This window comes from Nesterenkonia sp. AN1 (assembly GCF_000582475.1).
Classification (GTDB): domain Bacteria; phylum Actinomycetota; class Actinomycetes; order Actinomycetales; family Micrococcaceae; genus Nesterenkonia; species Nesterenkonia aurantiaca.
Genome location: NZ_JEMO01000023.1, coordinates 137,740 through 160,296, shown reverse-complemented (window position 1 = coordinate 160,296; position 22,557 = coordinate 137,740). Strand labels below are relative to the sequence as shown.

Below are 22,557 nucleotides of genomic sequence, written 5' to 3'. Positions count from 1 at the left end.
TGGTCTCCTCGGTCAGCGCGCGGGTGACGCGCTGGGGTCAGGTTCGCGGTTGTCAGACGCGCTGGGTTCGGGCTCGCGGGGCAGCAGGATCATGGGGATCGGCAGGTGGGAGAGCACCCGGGCGGCGGTCATGCCCAGGAAGATGTGCCGGCGGCGCGCCAGCGGGGACGAACCGATGAGCAGGATCCCGCCCTGCGGCCAGTCGACCGTGCCCACTGCATGGCGCAGCGACCGCCCGGTGGCGTAGATGTGCTTGCCGGGCTGGGAGCTGCCGGAGTCGAGGGCTGGGTCTGCATCCGCTGAACCTGCGACGGATCCAGACTCCTTGTCCTCGAAGGTCACGCGGGTCACCGCCGCCCCCAGCTGGCGAGCCCAGGACTCACTGGATCGGGTGACCTGGTGATCGGGGTGGGCCGCCGAGACCGCGGCCATCACGTCAGTGATCTGCGTGTTCGCCCGATAGCCCGAGGGGGCCAGCGCCACCGGAACCGGGGAGCTGTGCAGCAGGGCGGTGACCGCCGGGTGGGTCATGATCCGCCCGAACCCGATGCCGGAGCCGGTGACCAGCACGTCGGAGTCCAGCTCCTGGACCGCGGCGACCAGTCCTTCGGCCACGGAGCCGCCGGGGCGTATATGACTGTGGTGCCGGATCTCTGCGGGGATGACCGCCTCGGCCTCGGCGATCCACTGCTGGGCCTGTTCGGCGATGATTCCGACGACGCTGCCCACCGGGGGGTACTCCTGCTTGAACGCCGAGTCCTGACGGATCACCAGGATGAGGTCGAGCCGCGCCCCGGCAGAGCGGGCCAGCGCGATGCCCAGCGCCAGGGCGTCGTGGCTGCGCTCATCGCCGCCGAAGCCCACGGCGACTCGGTGGATCGTAGGTTCAACCATGACGCACCTCCATGTGGTCTAGGTGTTCTTCCTGGTCGGAGGCAGCGGCGGGACGATCCGTGGTCTCCGCGAGGCGATGCATGATGTCCTCGGCGGCCCGGCGTCCCTGCCGCAGCGCGCCGTCGACGTGCTGGTAGCCCTCCGCGGCCAGATCGGAGCAGGCCCAGTGCAGCGGGCCCACTGCGCTGCGCTGATGCGCGCCGTAGCGCGAGAGGCCGCCGAGGTCGAAGCTGGCGGCGTAGGCGCCGCGGGTCCATTCCTCGGAGCCGAAGTCCGACTCGTAGTAGACCTCCGGGGTCAGCGCCTGATCCCCCAGGTAGGCGGAGAGGGAGCGCAGGATGGCCTCTCGGCGCTCCTTCGCGGAGAGGGTGAACATCTGGTCGGCCACTTCATCAGAGATGAAGCCGACCAGGGTGCCGCGGCTGTCCTGGTGGTTGGTGTTGTCGTAGACCTCCTGGCAGATCTCGTTCGGGCCGAAGCCGGTGCCGGAGAGCCCCTGTTCCCGCCAGAAGGGACGGTCATAGACTGCGTGGACCTTGATCACCAGGCCCATGGACTGGTGCTGATGCATCTGGTGCTGAAGCCGCGGCAGCGGAGGTTCGAAGCTGATCCGCGAGTACAGGTTCGGCGGCACCGCCAGGATGACCTGGCGGGCCCGCACAGTGACCCGATCGGAGAACACCGTCGCCCCGCCCTCAGGGTGCCAGGCGATGGTGCGCACCGGGGTGGAGAGCTGCACCGAGCCTGCGGGCAGCCGGGCCTCCAGCTCCTCGGAGACGCTCTGCATCCCGCCGACCACGCGTCGGTCCAGGATGAAGTCCTCGTCCACCAGGTTGCTGAACGACCCCGCGGAAGCTGCCATCAGGACCGCCTGCAGCGCGGAGAAGGCGTGATCGGGTTTGGTGAGCATCCCCCCGGCGAGGAAGATCGCGATGTTCTCCCGGGCGGCGGTGTCCTGGGTCTGGCGGCGCAGCCATTCGTTGAACGTCACGGTGTCGAGCTCGCGCGCCAGCGGGTGCGCCCACGGCTCCTCCGGACCGATCGAGGCGGCCAGCTCGTCGAGGGTCTCGATGATCCGCTGCATCTCCGTCACGGTCTGCTCCGGTGCCGGGAACATCTCTCCGGTGAACTCATGGCGGACGCCTCGCGGTCCAGGTAGATGTTCGCGCCCTCGCGGTGGCGGGTGAAGGTCTCCATCCCCAGCTCCTCGAGCAGCCCCAGGAGCACGGTCTGGTCGGGGGAGACCCACTGTCCGCCGACCTCCAGGAAGGCCCCATCGATCTCCTGAGACCAGGTGCGGCCGCCGACGCGGTCACGCGCCTCCAGCACGATGGTGGAGAGCCCGGCGGCATGGAGCGTCCGGGCGGCCATCAGTCCGGCAGGTCCCGCTCCGACGACGACGACGTCGCACTCCTGCGCCTCGCTGCTGCCCAGTGATCGCTTGGGTTCCATAGTGTTCCCCTTCACAGATAAATTAACTATATTCATTAACGGGCAGTCCGGAGCGGTTGTCAAGACCTGCCGGAGATTTTCAACGGCGCGACGCCGAGCTCTTAGACTTGCCCCTTGTGAACGGCGCGACCATCCGCGCGACGAGTCAAGGAACGACCAGCGCGACGAGCGAAGGAACAGAGACAGTGACTGCGGAGAAGACGCGACCCCGGGGGCGAGGGCGACCCACCTCGCCGGTGCTCTCGCGAGGCGTGATCGCGGGTCGGGCGATGACCCTGGTCGCCGAGCGCGGGTACGACCACCTGACCATGGCAGGCCTGGCGCGCAAGCTCGGGGTCTCGGCCTCGGCGCTGTACAACCATGTCTCCTCCAAGCAGGAGGTGCTGGTGCTGATCCAGGATCGGCTCAATGAGGAGATCGACTGCAGCGCCTTCGACCGGCTTCCCTGGCCCGAGGCGCTGATGGCCTGGGCGCGCTCCTACCGGGAGTGCTACATCGAGCACACCGAGCTGATTCCGCTGATCGCCGTCCTGCCCATCGCAGACGCTCCGCAGTCGCTGCGGATGTATGAACGCGTCTTCGAGGCGCTGCATTCGGCGGGGATCGATGACCGCGACGCGGTGGACATCATCGTCGGGATCGAGGCGCTGGTCTTCGGCGCGGCCTTCGACGCCTCGGCGCCGGCGAACATCTTCGACCCCGGCGACAGCGTGGAGATCGCGCCGACCTTCGCACGCGCGGCCGAGCTGCGCGCCGCCGACGCCCGGGCCTCGTCAGACCGGGCGTTCGAGATGACGCTGGAGATCCTGGTGGACGGGCTGGTCCGGCGGATCCAGGACGGCGAGACGTTCAGTCCAAGGCGTGCATGACGTGCTTGACCCGGGTGTATTCCTCCACTGAGTACAGCGAGAGGTCCTTGCCGTATCCGGAGGACTTGAACCCGCCGTGCGGCATCTCGGCCACCAGCAGCAGGTGGGTGTTGACCCAGACGCAGCCGAAGTCGAGATCCCGACTCATCCGCATCGCCTGACCCTGATTCGTGGTCCAGACGCTGGAGGCCAGCGCGTAGTCCACGCCGTTGGCCAGGGTCAGGGCCTCCTCCTCGGTGCTGAAGGGCTGCACCGTGAGCACCGGGGCGAAGGTCTCCTCCTGGACCAGCTCGTCCTCCTGGCGGACCCCGGTGATGATGGTGGGTTTCACGAAGAATCCCCGCCCACCCTCCGGGGGCACGCCTCCGGTGATCACCGTGGCGTGGTCGGGGATGTTCTTGAGCTTGGCGCAGACGGTCTCGAAGTGGCGCACGTTGTTCAGCGGCCCGTAGTCGTTCAACCCGTCATCGAGCTCTCCGGTGGTGAGCTTGGCCGCCTGAGCGGCGAGCAGCTCGACGAACTCGTCGTGGACGCTGTCCTGGACCAGTACCCGGGTCACCGCGGTGCAGTCCTGGCCGGCGTTGAAGGTTCCGAAGGTCAGGATCAGCTCGGCGGCCTTGTGCAGGTCCGCGTCGGCGAAGACCACGGCGGGCGCCTTGCCTCCGAGCTCGAGGTGGGTGCGTTTGACCGACTTCGCGGCAGAGGTGGCCACGGCCTGGCCTGCGCGCACCGAGCCGGTGATCGATACCATCGCTGGGGTGTCATGTTCGGTGAGCAGCTGACCTGTGCTTCCGTCGCCCAGGACCACGTTGAGCACGCCGGGTGGCAAGACCTCCCCGGCCAGACGAGCCAGCACCAGGGTGGACTCCGGAGTGGTCTCCGCGGGCTTGAGCACGATGGTGTTGCCGGCGGCCAGGGCCGGGCCGATCTTCCAGATGGCCATCATGAGCGGGAAGTTCCATGGAGTGATCTGCGCGACGACGCCCACCGGCTCACGCCGCACATAGGAGGTGTGGCCCTCCAGGTACTCTGCGGCCCCGCGGCCTTCCAGCAGCCGGGCCGCACCGGCGAAGAAGCGCAGCTGGTCCGCGCCCGCGGCGACCTCCTCCTGCGCGATGATCCGGCGTGGCTGTCCGGTGTTGCGGTGCTGGGCCTCGACCAGCTCGTCCGAGTGCTGCTCCATCCTGTCCGCCAGAGCCAGCAGACAGCGCTGACGCTCTGAGGGGGTCACGGACTTCCAGGAGGCGAAGGCGCTGCGTGCCGCAGCGAAGGCGGCGTCGATGTCTTCCGCATCGGAGACCGGTGAGAGCGCGACGCGCTCGCCGGTCATGGGGCTGAGGACCTCCAGCTCCGCCGTGCCCTTGGCCGCGACGAACGATCCGTTGATGTAATTCTCAAGCCGGGAGTTCACAGAGGTCTCCTCCACCATCAGATAATGATTCGTGTTCATTTTACGACGGGTTGATGTGATGCGCAACACTGAGAGGGAATTCGCCGAAGCAGGCTGAGGAGCAGCGATTCGCGAAGCGGAGGAGGCTCAGATGCGCAAGGTGATCACGGGACGACGGACGCACCACCACAAAGGTGACCTGGTGGTGTTCATGGTGGGGATGACGATCCACAAGCCGTGGCGGGTGCGCGCGTGGTTCCCGGTCTTCGCTGCCATGCCGAAGATGCTCGAGGAGCTCACCGCGGACCCCGACTCGGGGCTGCTCGGCCACCGACTGGTGTTCGGACGCGGAGGCCCGTTGTGCATCCGGTACTGGTCCTCCACCGAGCAGCTCTATGCCTACGCCTCCGACCGCGAGGGGCTGCACCGCCCGGCCTGGGCGGAGTTCAACCGTCGTGCGAAGAAGATTCCGGGCGCGGTCGGGATCTGGCATGAGGGCTGCCAGGTGGCGCAGGCGGAGTCGGTCTACGTGGACACCCCGGCAGCGGGGCTCAGCGAGGCGACGGAATCCGTGGAGGTGGGTCGCGATCAGGGCAGCGCGCGAGATCGACTACGCCGGATCCGCCCTGCTCAGGCCGGTGCTCCCGGATCGCCATAGCCTGGCACGGCGCGTACCCGGCCCGCGCCTGCTGCGCCCGCACCTGCTGCGCTCTGTTCCGACCGGCTGCGAGATCCATTGTGCAATTTGAGCGCATTTTGCGGCGGTTTCGGCGGATAAACCTGCACAAATTGCACTATCGATGTGGGGGAGCGGGAGAGTGGCCGCGCGGGAGAGTGGCCGTGCGCGGGAGCGGGAGCACAGGCGAGCAGACCCCCTCCGGTGCCGTGGCCAGGGGCCGACGCCCGGGCTCGTGGACGTGGTCCAGCTCAGCTGTAGGGCAGCTGGTGCAGCCGCTGGCCGAGCCGCTGCTGCCGCTCCGCCTGGATGCGAAGCCGCCGGTACTCCCGGTTGCGCCGCTCGGCCATCACCGCCACCAGGAACTCGGTGGCCGAGGAGGGCGGGGCCGGGGGAGCCACGTGGCCAGCGACCTCGTTGGCCAGCCGGTGCGCGGTGTGCTCCAGAGCCTGGGCGTTGTGCCCGCGCGGGTTGTCCTGGATGGTGCGCAGGAACCGCGAGGCCCGGGCCGCCACGGCGTCCGGGATCCGGCCCAGGTCAGCGATCTGGGTCCAGGAGGTCAGCTGGGCAGGCACCGGCAGCATCATCGGCTTCACGGCCGGCTGCCGGACCCGGATCACATAGGTGCCCGCGACCATATCGCCCAGGCGCCGGGTCCGCCGGCTGAACATTCCGGCGAAGAGCGGGATGATGCCGAAGCTGAGGTAGATCTCTCCGAAGCCGACCAGCGCGCGGATACCGGCGTGCCGGAGCCGGATGGCGCCGCCGTCGTCGCGCACCACTCGGGTGCCGAAGATCAGCCGTCCCACCGAGCGGCCGCGGGAGAGGGTCTCCACCGTCATCGGCAGGATCACCAGGCACAGCACGGCGCCGCCGAGCATGACCGCAGCCTCCATGGCCGGATCCAGGACCCCGGCCCCGGCCGCCAGGCCGGAGAGGATCAGGAAGGCCAGCAGCGCTGCCCACGCGATGATCAGGTCCACGATCAGCGAGGCGGCGCGGGTGATCAAGGACGCGGCCGGAAGCTCCAGCTCCACGCCTTCACCGGTGATCACATTGCGCATGGGTCAAGCCTAGCGTCGCCGGGGCGGGTTCGGGCGGCGCAGTGAAGGCTCAGGTGCTCGGGGTCCACGGCTGGAGGATCTCGTTCATGGCATCGGTGAGGCTGCGCTGCAGCAACGGGCCGAAGGAGACCCGCTTCACGCCCAGCGTGGTGAGTTCGGCAATGCTGAGTCCGCCGGGGATGGCGCCGTTGACCGGGTGTGCCGTGACATTGACCGGGGTCTTCACCGCGGCCAGGATCTGTTCCAGGTAGTCCCGGGACGGGACCTTCACCGGGTAGAGCGAATCGGCTCCGGCCTGTTCCAGCAGACGCAGCCGGTGCAGCGCGTCCTTGAGCTGGGCCTCCGGTCCGGCGTCGGTGGTGAACGCATCCGTGCGGCCGTTGATCACCAGGTGGGTGCCGGTGGCGTCCGCGGCGGCCCGGATCGCGGCGATGTAGCCGGCGTGCTCCTCGGGGGAGCGCATCTCATCCATCGAGTGCACCGTGTCTTCGATGTTGATGCCTGCGGCGCCGGCCTCCAGGGTTCGGTGCACCAGCTCCTCGGCAGGGGTGTCGTATCCGGACTCCAGGTCCACGGAGACCGGGATGTCGACGACGTCGGTGATCCGCCGCACGACGCGCAGCACCTCGGCAAGCTCCATGGCCTCGCCGTCGGCCTCGCCGAGGGAGTCCGCCACCGGGTGGCTGCCGATGGTCAGGGCCGAGAATCCGAGCGAGGCACAGGTCTCAGCGGACCAGGCGTCCCAGACCGTGGGCAGGATGACCGGGGTGGCCTGGTGGTGGAGATCCAGAAGGCGCTGGGCGTGCTGTTCTATGGAAGTCATCTTGGCATCGTGGCACATGCGCGACGCCGAGGGAAGGCAGTTTCACCGGCACCGCGGTGACGCGCTGAGCACGGGGTAGTCTCGTGGCGTGGATATCGACGCCTTCATCGCCGTGCATCAGCACGAGTGGGACCGGCTCGCGGCGCTGGCCTCGCGCCGGCGGCTCGCCGCCGCCGAAGCCGACGAGATGCTGCGGCTCTACGAGCGGACCTCCACCCACCTGTCCATGATCCGCGCCGCCGAGCCGGATTCTCCGGTGGTGGCCTCACTCTCGGCCCCGCTGGGACGGGCTCGCGCGCATCTGACCGGGTCCGGGGAGAACGTGTTCGTGTCCAGCGCCTATTTCTTCACCCAGACCCTGCCGGTGGCGTTCTACCGGATCCGGTGGCTCACCGTGATCCTGGGTGCCGCCTTCATCGCCGTGGCGGCGGCCTTCGCCTTCTGGACGATCCACCACCCGCAGATCGATCTGCTGATGCCCCAGGAGGCTCGGCAGAGCTACGCCGGCACCGAGTTCGCCAACTACTACTCGGAGCACCCCAACTCCAGCTTTGCGGCACAGGTGTGGACCAACAACGCCTGGATCGCCGCCCAGGAGGTCGCCTTCGGGGTGACCGGCGTCTTCGTGCCCTTCGTGCTCTTCGTCAACGCCCAGGGCCTCGGCATGGCCGCCGGGGTCATGGCGGAACAGGGTGAGGCGTCCACCTTCTGGCTCTACATATTGCCGCACGGCCTGATGGAGATCACCGCGATCTTCATCGCCGGGGCGGCCGGGCTGCGAATCTTCTGGGCCTGGGTTGCGCCGGGCCAGATGCGACGCTCTGCCGCGCTGGCCGCCGAGGGGCGCAAGCTCATCACGGTGGCCTTCGGGCTGGTGCTGATCCTGCTGATCTCCGGAGTCGTGGAAGGCTTCGTGACCCCCTCGGATCTGCCGCACTGGCTGCGCATCGGCATCGGCGCCGCGGTGCTGGCCGGGTACTGGGTCTACACCCTGGTGCTGGGCGGGCGCGCCCACCGGGCCGGGGTCACCGGGGACCTCGGCAAGTACGACGCCGGAACGGTGGAGCTCACTGCCTGAGCCTGGGTCGGTCGAGCTCGAACCGCTGAGTTTTTCACCTCAATTGCCTGGAGACGCCGGTGTCCGCCGGGGCCCAGAGTGCTCCGCTGATCCTGCTGCGCCGCGCGGTGATCGCGGCCGGAGTGATCCGGACACGAGCCCGAAGCGCCCGAAGGCTGTCCGAGTGCGGTCCTTCCGCGGGATCACAGGGATGCTCATCGCCGACTCTCCGGGCTTCCTCCCCGCATAAGTGGCGTCACGCTCATACTGTTGGGGAGAGTCAGTAATGCGTGGAGAGGCAGATATGAGCGCGAATTCCGATCGGAACGAGGCCGGCAGGCCCGCCGACGAGAACGAAGATTTTGAATCCGGGTTGGACTACGGTGCCTTCGCATCCGAAGAACCCGATTTCCCCGACGACAACCTGAGTGCGGAGCGAGACCAGCGCCCGGCACGGACCGGTCAAGGCCAGCCCGATGACCAGGCCACCCAGGCCATCCCCGCGACCCGGGCACCGCAGGGCGGTCCTGGCCGTCAGGACCAGGATGCCCCCACCGAGAACATTCCGCGCACGCCCGACCAGGGAGCAGCTGCGCAGAACCCCAATGCCACGCGTTCCCTCGATGATGTGCGCACCTCCCGGGACACCCGTTCCATGGAGGACACGACCACGTTCACCGGGGCGGCCGCAGCAGGTGCCGGCGGAGCAGGTGCTGGGGGAGCAGATGCCGCCAGCTCAGGCGCCGCGAGCTCAGGTGCCGCGGCGGAGCCCGGGGCAGCGCAGCAGGGCGTGCCGAGCCCTACCCCGGCAACCTCGAACCAGGGTGCTGATGCCCACCAGCCCACAGAGAATGCCGCCGAACTGAGCCGACGTGAGCAGCGCCGTCGTGATCGGGACGAGGCGAAGTCCGAGGATCAGGACACCGCTGTGGTTCCCGCCACCGCCGGAGCCTCGGGCTCAGCGGCCCCGGCGGCCGCCGGGGCTGGCGCCGGTGCAGCTGCAGGCACTGCGGCAGGTGCCGGGGGCGTTGACCGCTCCGGTCGCTCGGCCTCCAGCCCGACCCACGCGGCCTACGGCTCGGATGAGTCGGTCACCGACGCGGATCTCGACGATGAGGTCGCCCGCTCCAATCGCGGGGTCTCACGGTTCTTCCAGGTCCTGATCGCGATCTTCACCCCGATCCTGCTGCTGGTCGCCGCCGTGCGCCTGGTCGCCTCGCCGCTCTTCCTGTGGGTGGCCTACAACCGCCCCTGGATCCCCGACGGGGCCTACAGCATGAACGCCGATGACCGGCTGGTCTACGGCTCCTACGGCACAGACTTCCTGACCAACCTGGCGAACGGCCGGTACCTCTCGGAACTGGCCCCCGGTGGGGAGCAGCTGTTCACCGACGGTGAGGTCTCACACATGATCGACGTGAAGTTCGTGGTCCTCTGGGCCATGCTCATCGGCGTCATCCTGCTGGTGATCACCCTGATCCTCGCCCTGCTGCTGCGCGCCTGGCGTCCCGGAGGCACGGCCCGCGGGCTCTTCGCCGGCGCCTGGGTCACCCTGGGCATCATCATCGCCGTCGCGGTCCTGGCGATCATCGACTGGCAGCTCTTCTTCGCCGAGTTCCACCGGATCTTCTTCGCCGACGGCACCTGGACCTTCCCGGCCGACTCCACGCTGATCCAGCTCTACCCCGAGCAGTTCTGGATCGACGCCGGCGTGGCCGTGGTCGCGCTTGCGGTGCTCTTCGCCGTGATCCTGCTGATCGCGACCTGGCCGACCCGCCGTCGTCGTGCCCGCCGGGCAGCCCGCCTGGCCGAGGTGCACGAGCGTCGCAAGGTGAAGCTGGTCGAGGAGCTGAACAAGGGCAACGCAGAGTACAGCGAGGCACCTGCTCACACCCCTGCCCGCGGTCGCAAGCGTGATCGCAACCTGGACCGAGAGCGGGATCAGACCACTGCGGTGGGCTGACCCGCCGGTGCCCGAGGGCGCCTGTTCAGCAGGCGCCGAAGGGTACACTCTTCGCTGATGACCAGTGACAACACCGCCGCCACCCATGCCGCCCAGGGCCCCCTCGTGGGGATCCTGGGCGGCATGGGTCCTGCCGCCACAGTGGACTTCTATTCGAAGCTCATCGCAGCCACCCCCGCCGCCACGGACCAGCAGCACCTGCGGGTGATGATCTGGGCCGATCCCACCGTCCCGGACCGCTCGCAGGCGATCGTGGGCCACGGGGAGGACCCGACGCCGAAGCTCGCGGAGGGCGCCCAGCAGCTCAAGGACGCCGGCGCGGCGTTCTACGTGGCCGCCTGCAACGGGTCCCATGCCTTCCTGCCGCGCGTCCGCGAGCAGGTGGACCTGGAGTACGTCTCCATGATCGAGGTGACCGCCGAGCACCTCAGTGCGCTGCCCTACGTGAAGGCCGCCGGACTTCTGGCCACCGATGCGACGCTCACCGCAGGCCTCTACCAGGACAGCCTGGCCGCCTACGGGGTGCAGCCGATCGTCCCTGAGCCCGCCGACCAGCACACGGTCATGGAGGCGATCTACGCGGTCAAGGCCGGAAGCCTCGGGCCCGAGCTGCGCGCCGGCCTGGTCCGGGTAGCCCGGTCTCTGGTGGCCCAGGGCGCTGATGTGATCGTCGCGGCATGCACCGAGATCCCGCTGGCCATGACCACCGAGGAGTCACCGCGACCGCTGGTGGACCCTGCGGTGCTGCTGGCGAACCACGTGGTGACCAAGGCGAACAGTCTGCGCTGAGCCGCTTCGAGGTGCGCGGCTTCAACGCTGCTGCGCCCTGGGACCGCTGCGTACAAGGCGCGGCCGAGGGAGCGGCGTGCCGGTAGGCACGCCGAGGACGCCGGCTCAGATGGTGACGTCGCCCTTGGGGCTGCGGAAGGTCACCGACATGATGCCCGGTGTGCCTGAGGGTGCGATCCACTCCACGTCCACATCCTCGAACGGATCCACATTCGGGCTGGCGAGCCACTGGGTGACTCGGTCCGGGGAGCCGGCGATGCTCAGCTTCGTCAGGGCGGCCTCCGGCGGATAGGCCTGCGAGGGGTGCAGCCCGTCGCTGCCATCGTTCCAGCGCAGGAGATAAGGCACCTGGGGATCGGCGATGAGCCCCTTGATGCCGATCTGCTGCCAGGTCAGCTCCTGGCCGTCGGGGAACTTGCGGTTGCCCGGGACGGCCTTGCGGCCCAGCCGCTCTTCGAACGGGGTGAGGTCATCGACGCTGACGCACCAGCCCATCCAGCCGCCGCCCACCAGGGAGCGGTTGCGCACGGCCTGACCGAAGGGCGCCTTGTCCGCGCTGGGATGGTCCAGCACCTCGACGATCTCCAGGTACTGCCGGTTCTCCAGCGGAATGATGGCGTTGCGGGTTCCGAAGCGCGGATGGATCCCGCCGCGGACGCGTTCTACGCCCAGGGCATCGGTGATTCGTGCCACCGTGGCTTCCATTCCATCGGGACCGACTGCATAGGAGACGTGATCGAGGCGCATCATGAGGCCATCATGACACCACTGACCGCACAGGTATAAATCGAGTTGAATATTCATACTTATCCGGGATTTTTCTACCGATTGTAGAAACATCGCGACCATGGCGCCCGGAGTGCTCTGCAGGGCGCGTATCCTTGATGAGTGCTCAAGACCGCTCTGCAGCCCAAATGGATCGGGACCCTCGCCCTGGCGCTGGTCCTGGCCACGGTCTTCGTGGTGCTGAGCGCCTGGCAGTTCAGCGAATCGAGCTCCGAGCCGCCGCCGACCCAGGAGATCACCGAGAACCCGGTCCCGCTCACCGAGGTGCATGCGCCGATGCAGCCGATGACGGTGGCCCAGGCCGACCAGATCGTGGAACTCAGCGGCGAGTTCCTCGCCGACACCCAGGTGATCATCGATGAGCGCCTGCAGGATGGGACGTCTGGCTACTGGGTGGTCGCGGCCTTCCGCCCCGAGGACGCCCCGGATGAGAACATCATCCGGTGGTGCGAGGCTGGGTCTCCGATCCGGCCGATGCCGAGGAGCTTCCCTCCGGCGAGGCGCTCGAGGTCCAGGGCCGGCTGCTTCCTCCCGAGGCTCCCGGCCCGGGTCAGCGCGGAATGTCAGCCGATGGAACGCAGATCTTCCCCACGCTGTCCCCGGCTGAACTGATCAACGTGTGGGATGAGCCGGGCTATTCAGGCTTCGTCGTGGCCTTCGAGACGCTGGACGCCAGCGGCGCGGAGGTGGGAGCGACGTCGTCCTCCGCCATGGAGCCGGTGCAGGTTGACCCGCAGCCCGAGACCTCGGACATCAACTGGCTGAACCTCTTCTACGGCGTGGAATGGACGGTCTTCGCCGGATTCGCCTTCTACCTGTGGTGGCGCCTGGTCAAGGACGCCCATGAGAAGCAGCTGGAGGAAGAGTGGCTCGACCGTGAATGGCAGGAGCAGTGGCGCGCCGAGCAGCTCGCCCTGCGGCAACAGACCCAAGCGAAAGACTAGAGACGCATGAGTGACTCCCGTACCGGCGACGCCCATCTGACCGATCCCGCGGCGACCGATGACATCCCGCCGGCTCCGCCGCGGCCCAAGCAGCGCCGCTTCGGGGGCACCGCCGCGCAGATCCAAGGATCGCTGAACTTCTACAAGGCCTTCGCCTTCATCACCGGCATCATGCTGCTGATCCTGGTCGCCAAGATGACCATGGACTACGGCTTCGGCTACGAGCTCTACGCCGGCGGCACCACCGCCGCAGGAGCCGAGAACTCGCTGGGCTTCCACCCCAAGGACTCGGTTGTTGACGGCACCGGGATCTCCTACTGGATCGCGGTGATCCACGGCTGGATCTACGTCATCTACATCATCGCCGGATTCCGACTCTGGTACCTGATGAACTGGAAGGTCGGCCGGCTGGTCACCATCGTGCTCGGCGGCGTCGTGCCGTTCCTGAGCTTCGTGGTGGAGCGCAAGATCGCCCGCGAGGTCCGGGTCGACATGGAGTCCAACCCCGAGGCCGTGCGCCGCTACTGAGCGGCCCACCGCATCGACGCCTGCCCCGGGAGGGCGAGAGTCCGGCCCGGGCGGGCTAGCGGAGCGCCGGAACGGTTAGCGGGGCGCCGGAACGGGCCGCGCCTGCGCACGACCGGCCCAGAAGAGCACCGGGATCAGCAGCAGCGCGAGCAGCCCTCCGCCCAGCGAGAGATGTTCGAAGCTCGTCGTGGACATCACCACCCCCGACATCGCCCCACCGCCGGCTCCGGCAAGGGCGATCAGCACATCCACGCCGCCCTGCGTGCGGGCACGGTTCTCCGGGACCGTGGCGTCCACGACCAGCGCAGTGCCGGAGATCAGCCCCACGTTCCAACCCACCCCCAGCAGGATCAGCGCCAGGATCAGCAGACCCAGGGAATCCCCGGGGGCTGCGGCGCCCACCACGCCGGCGCCGAGCAGCAGCACGGCAGCCGCGACGCTCATCGGAATCCGACCGAACCGGTCCACCAGGACCCCGGTGACCAGCGAGGGCAGCCACATGGCCCCCACATGCAGCCCGATCACCAGTCCCACCGATCCCAGTCCGTGGCCGTGGGCCAACATGTGGATCGGGGTCATGGTCATGATCGCCACCATCGCGATCTGGGTCAGCACCATCACGGTCGCGCCGATATAGACGCCGGGCTCGGGCCTGGGGGCAGGGGCGGAATGCGCTGAGCCGGTGGAGCCTGCGCCGGCGGCGAGCTCGGAGACAGGTTCGGCCGCGTCTGCCGCCGTACCCCCGTGGGTGCTGGCGGCGGGTTCCCCGGCCATGCCAGGGGTTTCCGCAGCTTCGATCTCGGCGAGCTCCCGCGCCAGCAGGAACGGGTCCGGGCGGAGGAAGGCGAGGAGGATCGCTGCGGCGGCGAGGTAGGCCGCGGCCGCGAGCAGGAAGGGTCCTGCCAGCGGCGGGATGCCCAGGCTCGTCGCGAGATCTCCCAGCGGCTGAACCAGGTTCGGGCCGGCCACGGCCCCCAGGGTCGTGGAGACCATGGCGATGCTGATCGCGGTGGCGCGGCGTGATTCCGGCGCCAGGTCTGTCCCGGCGTAGCGGGCCTGCAGGTTCGTCGCGGTCCCGGCCCCGTAGATGAACAGGGCAAAGAACAGCAGCGGGACGTGATCCGCGATCGCCGCGGCCACCACTCCGATCGCGCCGAGCCCTCCGGCGGTGAACCCGAGACCCAGCCCGATCCGGCGACCCCAGCGCTGACTGACCCGCCCCACGGAGAACGCCGCAAGCGCGGAGCCCAGCGTAAACAGCGCGATGGGCAGCCCGGCCAGGCTCGCTGAGCCGAGCATCTCCTGGGCCAGCAGAGCGCCCACGGTGACCCCTGCGGCCAGTCCGGCGCCGCCGAGGATCTGGCTGAAGACGACGACGGTGAGCGTACGCCGCTGCACCTCGGCCCGCTTCGCCTCGGATTGCTGCGTGAGTGTCCGCGGCTGGGCGCCCCCGTGAGTCATGCCCGAATCATAGACCGCCGCCTGCCGCGACCCTCCGCCGAGGAGAGGGGTCATCCCGTCTCCGGGGCGGAAACGGGTGCTCTCAGCTCGCGTGAAGGGGCGATTCCGCCCGTTCGCGCCCCAGCGCGGCGGTCGAAAGCCCTGAAGTCCGCTGAGCGGAGACTTCATCCCCGTCACTGGGGCGCAAACGGGTGTTCTCAGCTCGCCCGACACAGCCATTCCGCCCGTTCTCGCCCCAGCAACACGAAAGACGGCGCGCGGGCGCGAAAGACGGCGCGTGGGCGCTGAAAAGCAGGGCGCGGGCGAGCGTCGTCGTCGTTCTGGGGCTAGTCCGCCGTGAAGAAGGCCTTGAGCACGGCCGAGAAGACCTCGGGCTTCTCCGCGTGGACCCAGTGACCCGCGTCCTTGATCGTCGTCAGGCTCACGCGCGGGAACAGCGCCCGCATGGCAGGAGCGAAGTCATCCTGCACATAGTCGGACTCGGCTCCGGCGATCCAGAGCACGGGGCCCTCGAACGTCTCGTCCGTGAACTCCGGGAAGCCCCCGATCTGCGGCAGCGACTCATGGAGCAGGTCCAGATTCACCCGCCAACGGAACCCCTCGCCGTCGCGCGCCAGGCTCTGCAGCAGGAAGCCGCGGACCATCCGCTCGGGGATCGGCTCCTGCAGGAGCTCATCAGCCTCGCCGCGGGAGGAGAGGCCTGCCAGGTCCAACCGGCTCAGACTGCTGATGAGATGATCGAATTCACCCATGGACTCCCGGGCGACCGGTGAGATGTCGACGACGGCGAGGCGGCTGATCAGCTCCGGATGGCGCAGGGCCAGCACCATGGCGACCTTGCCCCCCATGGAATGCCCCACCAGATGCACCGGAGCCTCGCTGGCCACGGTGCGACGCAGGTGATCCGCGACCATATCTGCCTGCTCGACATAATCGAAGCGCTGGGTCCAGTCGGAGGCGCCGTGGTTGGGCAGATCCAGCAGGACAGAGCGCAGCTCGGGGGAGAGCGCCTTCGCGATCTGGGTGAAGTTCTTACCCTGCCCGAACAGCCCGTGCAGGAACACCACGGTCTCGCCAGACTCACCCAGCTGCGCAACGTTGAGTGAGAATGTTTCGGCAGTCACGATGAGTCTCTCCTGTTCACAGGTGTGCATCTGGTCCCGATCATCCTACGGCGGGCCCTCGACGGGTTTTCAAGCAGGCGACCTGTGAGCAGGACCTCCGGGGCAGGGCGGTGCGCCGCGGGTGCTGTCGCTTAGGATGGGACGGTGACTTCTCAGCCTGATTCCGCAGACTCTGCCGTTCCCGCCGTGGAGCGCTCGAACTCCGAGGCCCAGACCGTGCTGGTGGTGGACTATGGCGCGCAGTATGCCCAGCTCATCGCCCGCCGCGTCCGCGAGGCCCGGGTCTACTCCGAGGTCGTCCCGCACACCCTCGCCGCGAAAGAGATCATCTCGCGCAATCCCTCCGCAGTGATCCTCTCCGGCGGGCCCTCTTCGGTCTACGCCGAGGGTGCCCCCGAGGTGGAGACCGAGCTCTTCGAGGCAGGCATCCCGGTGATGGGCATCTGCTACGGCTTCCAGGCCATGGCTCACAGCCTCGGCGGCGAGGTGGCCCGCACCGGCGATCGCGAATACGGCAAGACCGAGGTGCGCAGCGTCAACGCCCCGCATTCGCTGCTCACCGGCACCGATACGGTCCAGTCCACCTGGATGTCGCACAGCGACTCCGTGCAGCAGGCACCGGAGGGCTTCGAGGTCCTGGCCTCCTCGGAAGGCGCTCCCGTCGCAGCCTTCGCCGACGAGGCGCGCAGGCTCTACGGCGTGCAGTGGCATCCGGAGGTGCGCCACTCGCCCCAGGGCCAGATGGTCATCGAGAACTTCCTCTATAACGGTGCCGGCCTGACCCCCGAGTGGACCACCGGCAACATCGTCGAAGAACAGGTCGCCGCGATCCGCGCCCAGGTCGGGGACGCCCGCGTGATCTGCGGACTCTCCGGCGGCGTGGACTCCGCCGTGGCCGCCGCCCTCGTGCAGAAGGCCATCGGAGACCAGCTGACCTGCGTGTTCGTCGATCACGGATTGCTGCGCGAAGGTGAGGCCGAACAGGTCGAACGCGATTTCGTCGCCGCCACCGGCGCGAAGCTCTATGTGGCCGATGAGCGGGAACGCTTCCTCGCCGCACTTGAGGGCGTCACCGATCCCGAGACCAAGCGCAAGATCATCGGCCGGGAGTTCATCCGGGCCTTCGAAGGCGCCGAGAAGGCGGTGCTCGCCGAGGCGGCCGCCGACGGCGCCACGGTCGAGTTCCTGGTCCAGGGCACCCTCTACCCCGACGTCGTGGAATCCGGCGGCGGCGAGGGTGCGGCGAACATCAAGTCCCACCACAACGTCGGCGGGCTGCCCGAGGACATGGTCTTCAAGCTGGTCGAGCCGCTGCGCGCGCTGTTCAAGGACGAGGTCCGGGCCGTCGGTGCCGAGCTGGGACTGCCTGCCGAGATCGTCCAGCGTCAGCCGTTCCCGGGGCCCGGGCTGGGCATCCGGATCATCGGTGCGGTCTCCGAGGACAGGCTGCGGATCCTGCGCAAGGCCGATGCCATCGCCCGTGAGGAGCTCACCGCCTCCGGGCTGGACCAGGAGGTCTGGCAGATGCCGGTGGTGCTGCTCGCCGACGTCCGCTCCGTGGGAGTCCAGGGCGACGGCAGGACCTACGGCCACCCGATCGTGCTGCGCCCGGTCTCCTCCGAGGACGCGATGACCGCAGACTGGTCACGGCTGCCCTATGAGCTGCTCGCCAAGATCTCCAACCGGATCACCAACGAGGTCGAAGAGGTCAACCGGGTCACCCTGGATGTCACCTCCAAGCCGCCAGGCACCATCGAATGGGAGTGAGTCAGACGACTCATGCTTGATGCTCCCTCCGCCGAGGCGATCACCACCGTCGTCGCCGGACTCCTGCTGGTGCTCGGCGCGCTCGGCGTGGTGCTCCCGATCCTGCCGGGTTCGCTGCTGATCGTCATCACCCTGATCGTCTGGGCGGTGCTGCTGGGTGGCCCGGTGGCCTGGCCCGCGGCGATCTTGGGCGTGGTCCTGGCCGTGATCGGCTGGGGCAGCTCCACGGTGCTCACCGGTCGATCGCTGCACCGGCAGCAGATTCCGCGCGGGCCGATCATGATCGCGATCCTCACGGCACTGATCGGGCTGATCGTGTTCCCGCCGCTGGGGCTGTTCATCGGTTTCGCCGCAGGGCTCTTCGGCGCCGAATTCGTGCGCCGGGAGCGCGACTGGCGTGCCGCTGGGACCGCGAGCCTGCATGCGCTGCGCGCCGTCGGGCTCGGGATCGTGCTCGAATTTCTGCTCGCCGGGCTCGCGATCTCCTCGTTCCTGATCGGCTCGCTGATCCACTTCTGGCCCTGACCCGCGGCCGACCGGCGGCTTCAAGGTCAGGCTGAGACCGATTGCGGGTTGTGCCGCCGGGATCATTAGACTTCACTGCATGTAATTATCGGCGATCCTCGTCGTCCCTGAGGGAGACGAGGGTGCCGGAATGGGCGTGAGCCCATTCCGGTGGGGATTGTGGAAGGTCGTCTGTGAGCAAAGAACCAGCCGCTGAGGAGTGGGACCTGCCGTCCGAGAATGGGCCCGCAGCAACTGCGCTGGAGCATCAGCACCGTGACAACGAGGACGACGCCGCCCCTGCGGCCTCGGACTCGCCCGGTTCCGCGCAGTCCCCGAGATCCGCGCAGTCTCCTGGATCCGTAGACTCCGCGAGCTCGGCTGCATCGGCGTCGACCCCAGAGTCGCCCGGATCGGCCGATTCCGCAGACTCGGCCGGGTCGCCCGGCTCACCGGACTCAGCAGACTCACCGGCGTCCCCGTCCTCACCCGCGTCCGCGGGCTCTGCGGCGTCCCCAGATTCGACGCCCTCGGCACCCTTGGCCAAGAACGGCCGCGACCCGGTCGCGGCCTGGCTGGAATCCGTGGGCTCGGGGACCGAGAACGACACGATGCTGCGGTTCTCACCGAGCCAGCACAATGCCATCGACCTCACCGACGCAAACTCTTCGGGGATGATGCAGCTGATGGCGGGGCGCAAGACCCGGCTCTCCACGCTGCTCAACGATCAGCACGCCTTCACCATCGGCAAGCAGGCCGCCCAGGGCATCCGGGCCAAGACCCGCGAGATGTCCGAGGAGCGCGGAATCGACGTCGGCTTCCTCGCCGCCGGCGTGGTCAGCTGGACCGAGGATGCCGGTCAATCCTCCTCGGGGGAGCAGTTCACCGAGGACTTCACGGCTCCGGTCATGCTGGTGCCGATCACCCTGCGTCCGCGGGAGGACGGCAGTGGCGACTTCGAGATCCAGTTCAGCGCGGCCGCCCGGCTTAACCCTGCCCTGATCCGTCACCTCGCCACCCGACATGGCACCCGGCTGGACCCGGTGGAGTTCCACAGCTCCGGCTATGTGACCGCCCGCTTCGATCCCAGCCGTCCCGCAGATGCGCTCGCCCGGATCGCCGGAGGCGTGGACACCATGCACTCGGTGCAGGTGTGGCGACAGCTCTACGTCTCGACCTTCGCGGACCTGACCTTCCTGGGAGACCCCACCGGGCTGGATCTGGATCACCCCGTCATCCGGGCCATGGCCACCGGTAAGCCGCTGGGCCAGGCTCGTGCCGAGCTCGCCCGCAAAGACCTGCCCCCGGTGGATGAGCGGGAGCCCCGCGACGAGCGCCTGGTCGCGGACGCCGATCCGCACCAGCAGGCAGCGCTGGACGCGGTGCTCGCCGGGCAGTCCGTGGTGGTCTCCGCCCCCGCCGGCACCGGTCAGACCCAGACCGCGATCAACGCCGCGGCCGGTCTGGCCTGGCAGGGCAGACGGGTGCTGGTCCTCGCCGAGCGCACCGCCACCCTGGAGCAGTTCAAGAACCGGCTCTCCGAGGTCCATCTGGGCACGCTGGCCGGCAACATCTCTGCCGCCGGGACCTCCGAGGAGATCCGGGATCAGCTGATCCGCGCCATCCGCCGCAATGAGCGGGCCGAGCCGCCTCGGCTGGGAACCCTGCAGACGAAGCTGAAGAAGTCCCGCCACCAGCTGGTGGAACACGTGAAGTCGCTGCACAATGTGCGCCGCCGCTGGGACTGCTCGCCCTACCAGGCCATGCAGGCCCTGGCCGCGCTGACCAGCCTGAGCCCGGCGCCGTCGACCTCGGTCCGGCTGAAGCGCTCGGTGCTCGACAACACCGTGGACCGCAGCCAGATCACCGTGAAGCTCAAGCGCGCCGCCGAGCTGGGTGCCTTCTCCGCCGAGACCCGCGACAGTCCCTGGTTCAACGCCCGGCTCTCCAACCGACAGGAGACCCGGGACGCGATGGCCCTGGTCATCGAGCTGCGCGAGCAGCTCCCGGAGCTGAGACAGATGATGGTCTCCGCCTGCGAGGCCGCCGGGATCACCCCGGGTGCCAGTTTCAGCGAGTGGAACAGCCAGGTGCTGCTCTTCCAGCGGGTGCAGGAATCCCTGGGCAGGTTCAGCCACGACGTCTACGCCCGCGCGGTGGACGATCTGATCGCTGCCACCGCCCCGGGGTGGTGGCGTCGGCAGAACAACGTCGAGATGACCTCGGTGACCCGCTCCCGGCTGCGTCGGCTCGCCAAGGAGTACGTGCGCCCCGGCGTCGCCATCGGTGATCTGCACTCCTCGCTGATCGATGTGCAGTCCGAGCGGGAGGAATGGAACCAGTGGTCCCTCTCCGGCTCCGCGCCCAAGGTGCCGCACCGGTTGGACGCGCTCTGTGACGCCTTCGGGAAGGTCCAGGCCCGGCTGCAGCGTCTTGATGAGGTGCTCGAGACCGGGTCGCTGACCGAGATGCCCATTGAGGTGCTGCTGGACACCGTGGAGACCCTGGCTGCCGATGAGAAGCCGCTGGAGACCCTGCCCGAACGCACGCTGCTCGGGGAGCAGCTGCGCGAGCAGGGCTTCCGGGACCTGATCGAGGACTTCTCCGAGCGCGAGATCAGCGCGAGCGTGGTCGCCGAGGAGCTGGAGCTCGCCTGGTGGCAGTCCGCGCTGGAGGCGATGATCTCCGGGGACGACTACCTGGCGATGACCACCGGTGAGAACCTGCGCAGCGTCGAGGAGACCTTCCGCAGCTCCGACGCCGGCCACATCGAGTCCAGCGCGCAGCGCCTCGGCCATGCCCTGGCGGTGCGCTGGAAGTCCGCCGTGGAGGCCCATCCCCAGGCCGCCGCGGATCTGCGCGCCCTGCTGCGCGACGCCACGCCCACCATCGAGGCCCTGGAGACGATCAATTCCAAGGTGACCCAGCCGCTGGTCCCGATCTGGACCACCTCGCCGCTGGGGCTCGGGGAGCAGTTCCCGCCCGAGTACCGCGCCGATGTCGTGATCCTGCTCGACGCCGAGTCGCTCGCCGTGCCCACGGCGCTGAACGCGGTGACCCGGGCCGAACAGGTGGTGGCCTTCGGTGACCCGGTGGCCGGTTCGCCCACCCCCTTCCACGTCTCCGCCGACCCGGTGGCGCGCGAGACCGAACAGCCACGCCCCGCCTCGATCTACGACGAGCTGGCCGCCGTGCTGCCGCACCATGCGCTGCGTCAGGTCCATCGCGGAGTCGACCAGGAGCTCACCGGTCTGCTCTCCTCCGCGCTCTACGACGGCGAGCTCACGCGACTTCCCGACGCCGCGCAGCTGACCGGTCAGGATCGCCGCTTCACCGTGGAGCTGGTCGCAGGCATCCAGGCCGGGTACCGCGACGCCGTGGAATCCCCGACCGGTGAGGTCAACCGGGTGGTGGACATGGTCTTCGAGCATGTGCGCTCCCGACGCGGGCACTCGCTGGCCGTGATCACCGGCTCCGCCTGGCACGCCCGCCGGGTCGCCGACGCGATCCGGTTGAACCTGGCCAATCATGCGTGGGCGAAGCCGTTCTTCACCGAAGGCGCCCACGGCGAGAGGTTCGTGGTGACTCCGGTGGAGCGCGCCTCCGGCCTGGTCCGCGACGACGTGATCTTCAGCCTCGGTTTCGGCCGCTCGGTGAAGGGCGAGGCGGCGACCCGCTTCGGGGAGCTCTCCGAGGTGCGCGGCCGTGAGCACTTCGCGATCGCGCTGACCCGGGCTCGGGAGCATCTGCGCGTGGTCACCTCGCTCTCGAACGCGGATATGTACCGCGACTCGCTGACCTATGGCGCCCGTGAGATCTATGACCTGATCAGGCTCGGCCTCGAAGGCTCGGACAACCCCACTGCCTCGGCGCAGCTGACCGATCCGCTGGTGCTGGATCTGGTGGACCGGATCCGGGCGCGCGGCGGGCGGGTCGAGGACGGGTTCCGCGGGACCCTCGATCTCGCGGCCTGCTCCCGCAGGTTCACCTCGGATCAACCCATGGTGCCGGTGGCGATGGTCTCCGACGGGACCAAGAGCTACGGCGCCATGTCGGTGCGCGAGCGCTCCCGTCAGCGTCCCGCCGCCTTCGAGGCGCTGGGCTGGAGCTATATGGCGCTGTGGACCATCGAGGTCTTCTCCAACCCGGTGCGCTGCACGGAGGTCGTGGCCGAACAGGTCGGCCTGGCCTCAGGGCCGGAGTTCGCCGAAGCGGGCCGGATCACCGTGCAGACCGCAGGTGAGACCCCGCGCGGCCGCCGAGCCCGCGAGCAGGATGCCCGCGGCGAAGGCATCCGCTTCGGAGGCGCGGCGGACCTCGAGGACGAGGATTCCCACCGCAAGTCCAAGAAGTGGCTGCCGCCGCGGGAGCGCGGGGCATGGAAGCCGTAGGCAACGGGCCTGATGAGGCCGGTTCGGATCACGCTGCCTCGGGGAGCGCCGGTCCTGGCGGGGCCGGACGGGCCG

At 68.7% G+C, this 22,557-nt stretch carries 18 protein-coding genes and 2 pseudogenes; 11 read left to right on the top strand and 9 right to left on the bottom strand.

The window, feature by feature from the left end; genetic code table 11:
- Positions 1-12 precede the first annotated feature (12 nt).
- Together BG28_RS12435 and BG28_RS12430 are read right to left on the bottom strand one after the other, a co-directional pair.
- On the bottom strand, positions 13-894 hold the full coding sequence (locus BG28_RS12435; protein WP_051501419.1) for a universal stress protein: 882 nt from the start codon (positions 892-894) through the stop codon (positions 13-15).
- Positions 887-2,346 (bottom strand): annotated as a pseudogene (locus BG28_RS12430) (flavin monoamine oxidase family protein). Before BG28_RS12430 ends, BG28_RS12435 begins: the two are co-directional and overlap by 8 nt.
- A 185-nt stretch (positions 2,347-2,531) precedes the next feature.
- Between BG28_RS12430 and BG28_RS12425 the strand changes: the two are divergent.
- Complete coding sequence (locus BG28_RS12425) at positions 2,532-3,215, top strand: TetR/AcrR family transcriptional regulator (RefSeq protein ID WP_036477317.1); 684 nt, start codon at positions 2,532-2,534, stop codon at positions 3,213-3,215.
- On the opposite strand, the gene BG28_RS12420 is transcribed toward BG28_RS12425, so the two are convergent.
- Positions 3,196-4,626: a gamma-aminobutyraldehyde dehydrogenase gene (locus BG28_RS12420; protein WP_036477455.1), complete on the bottom strand. Its 1,431-nt coding sequence runs from the start codon at positions 4,624-4,626 to the stop codon at positions 3,196-3,198. The two genes, BG28_RS12425 and BG28_RS12420, sit on opposite strands and share 20 nt — an antisense overlap.
- Positions 4,627-4,756: 130 nt before the next feature.
- Here BG28_RS12420 and BG28_RS12415 point away from each other — a divergent pair, with 130 nt between their 5' ends.
- Positions 4,757-5,263, top strand: a complete 507-nt coding sequence (locus BG28_RS12415) for a DUF4188 domain-containing protein (protein ID WP_036477315.1) — start codon at positions 4,757-4,759, stop codon at positions 5,261-5,263.
- A gap of 269 nt (positions 5,264-5,532) precedes the next feature.
- On the opposite strand, the gene BG28_RS12410 is transcribed toward BG28_RS12415, so the two are convergent.
- Positions 5,533-6,345 carry an RDD family protein gene (locus BG28_RS12410; RefSeq protein WP_036477313.1) on the bottom strand — a complete coding sequence of 271 codons (813 nt, stop codon included), beginning with the start codon at positions 6,343-6,345 and terminating at the stop codon, positions 5,533-5,535.
- A gap of 49 nt (positions 6,346-6,394) precedes the next feature.
- Entirely contained in the window at positions 6,395-7,168 is a 774-nt protein-coding gene (locus BG28_RS12405; protein ID WP_036477453.1) for an isocitrate lyase/phosphoenolpyruvate mutase family protein, read from the bottom strand.
- Between the two features lie 88 nt (positions 7,169-7,256).
- Here BG28_RS12405 and BG28_RS12400 point away from each other — a divergent pair, with 88 nt between their 5' ends.
- The 3 genes from BG28_RS12400 (at position 7,257) to BG28_RS12390 (ending at position 10,977) form a co-directional block, all read left to right on the top strand.
- The gene (locus BG28_RS12400) at positions 7,257-8,246 is read left to right on the top strand and encodes a stage II sporulation protein M (RefSeq protein WP_200869335.1); all 990 of its coding nucleotides are present in this window, start codon (positions 7,257-7,259) and stop codon (positions 8,244-8,246) included.
- Between the two features lie 283 nt (positions 8,247-8,529).
- On the top strand, positions 8,530-10,188 hold the full coding sequence (locus tag BG28_RS14570) for a DUF1461 domain-containing protein (protein WP_051501418.1): 1,659 nt from the start codon (positions 8,530-8,532) through the stop codon (positions 10,186-10,188).
- 57 nt (positions 10,189-10,245) lie between these two features.
- The gene (locus BG28_RS12390; protein ID WP_036477311.1) at positions 10,246-10,977 is read left to right on the top strand and encodes an aspartate/glutamate racemase family protein; all 732 of its coding nucleotides are present in this window, start codon (positions 10,246-10,248) and stop codon (positions 10,975-10,977) included.
- A 105-nt stretch (positions 10,978-11,082) separates the two neighbouring features.
- Here the strand turns inward: BG28_RS12390 and BG28_RS12385 are convergent, their stop codons facing one another.
- Positions 11,083-11,727, bottom strand: a complete 645-nt coding sequence (locus BG28_RS12385; RefSeq protein ID WP_133726036.1) for a VOC family protein — start codon at positions 11,725-11,727, stop codon at positions 11,083-11,085.
- Positions 11,728-11,865: 138 nt separating this feature from the next.
- On the opposite strand from BG28_RS12385, the pseudogene BG28_RS16865 reads away from it, so the two are divergent.
- From BG28_RS16865 to BG28_RS12375, 3 genes and pseudogenes are all read left to right on the top strand, one after another.
- Positions 11,866-12,171, top strand: a pseudogene (locus BG28_RS16865) (SURF1 family cytochrome oxidase biogenesis protein); the annotation flags it as partial.
- Between the two features lie 35 nt (positions 12,172-12,206).
- Complete coding sequence (locus BG28_RS14560; protein ID WP_161634844.1) at positions 12,207-12,707, top strand: SURF1 family cytochrome oxidase biogenesis protein; 501 nt, start codon at positions 12,207-12,209, stop codon at positions 12,705-12,707.
- Between the two features lie 6 nt (positions 12,708-12,713).
- Positions 12,714-13,235 carry a DUF3817 domain-containing protein gene (locus tag BG28_RS12375; protein ID WP_133726038.1) on the top strand — a complete coding sequence of 174 codons (522 nt, stop codon included), beginning with the start codon at positions 12,714-12,716 and terminating at the stop codon, positions 13,233-13,235.
- Positions 13,236-13,310: 75 nt separating this feature from the next.
- Here the strand turns inward: BG28_RS12375 and BG28_RS12370 are convergent, their stop codons facing one another.
- Positions 13,311-14,696 (bottom strand): MFS transporter, encoded by a 1,386-nt coding sequence (locus BG28_RS12370; protein WP_036477442.1) that lies wholly within the window; start codon positions 14,694-14,696, stop codon positions 13,311-13,313.
- A 326-nt stretch (positions 14,697-15,022) separates the two neighbouring features.
- Positions 15,023-15,820: an alpha/beta fold hydrolase gene (locus BG28_RS12365; protein ID WP_036477440.1), complete on the bottom strand. Its 798-nt coding sequence runs from the start codon at positions 15,818-15,820 to the stop codon at positions 15,023-15,025.
- A 216-nt stretch (positions 15,821-16,036) separates the two neighbouring features.
- Here BG28_RS12365 and guaA point away from each other — a divergent pair, with 216 nt between their 5' ends.
- Both guaA and BG28_RS12355 read left to right on the top strand, forming a co-directional pair.
- Complete coding sequence (gene guaA / locus BG28_RS12360) at positions 16,037-17,587, top strand: glutamine-hydrolyzing GMP synthase (protein ID WP_051501427.1); 1,551 nt, start codon at positions 16,037-16,039, stop codon at positions 17,585-17,587.
- 12 nt (positions 17,588-17,599) lie between these two features.
- Positions 17,600-18,112, top strand: coding sequence for a DUF456 domain-containing protein (locus BG28_RS12355; protein WP_036477307.1), 513 nt, complete (start codon positions 17,600-17,602; stop codon positions 18,110-18,112).
- A gap of 247 nt (positions 18,113-18,359) precedes the next feature.
- Here BG28_RS12355 and BG28_RS12350 read toward each other — a convergent pair whose 3' ends face one another.
- Positions 18,360-18,701 carry a hypothetical protein gene (locus BG28_RS12350; protein ID WP_036477305.1) on the bottom strand — a complete coding sequence of 114 codons (342 nt, stop codon included), beginning with the start codon at positions 18,699-18,701 and terminating at the stop codon, positions 18,360-18,362.
- Position 18,702: 1 nt separating this feature from the next.
- Between BG28_RS12350 and BG28_RS12345 the strand changes: the two genes are divergently transcribed.
- Positions 18,703-22,482 carry a DUF4011 domain-containing protein gene (locus tag BG28_RS12345; protein WP_133726039.1) on the top strand — a complete coding sequence of 1,260 codons (3,780 nt, stop codon included), beginning with the start codon at positions 18,703-18,705 and terminating at the stop codon, positions 22,480-22,482.
- Positions 22,483-22,557 lie beyond the last annotated feature (75 nt).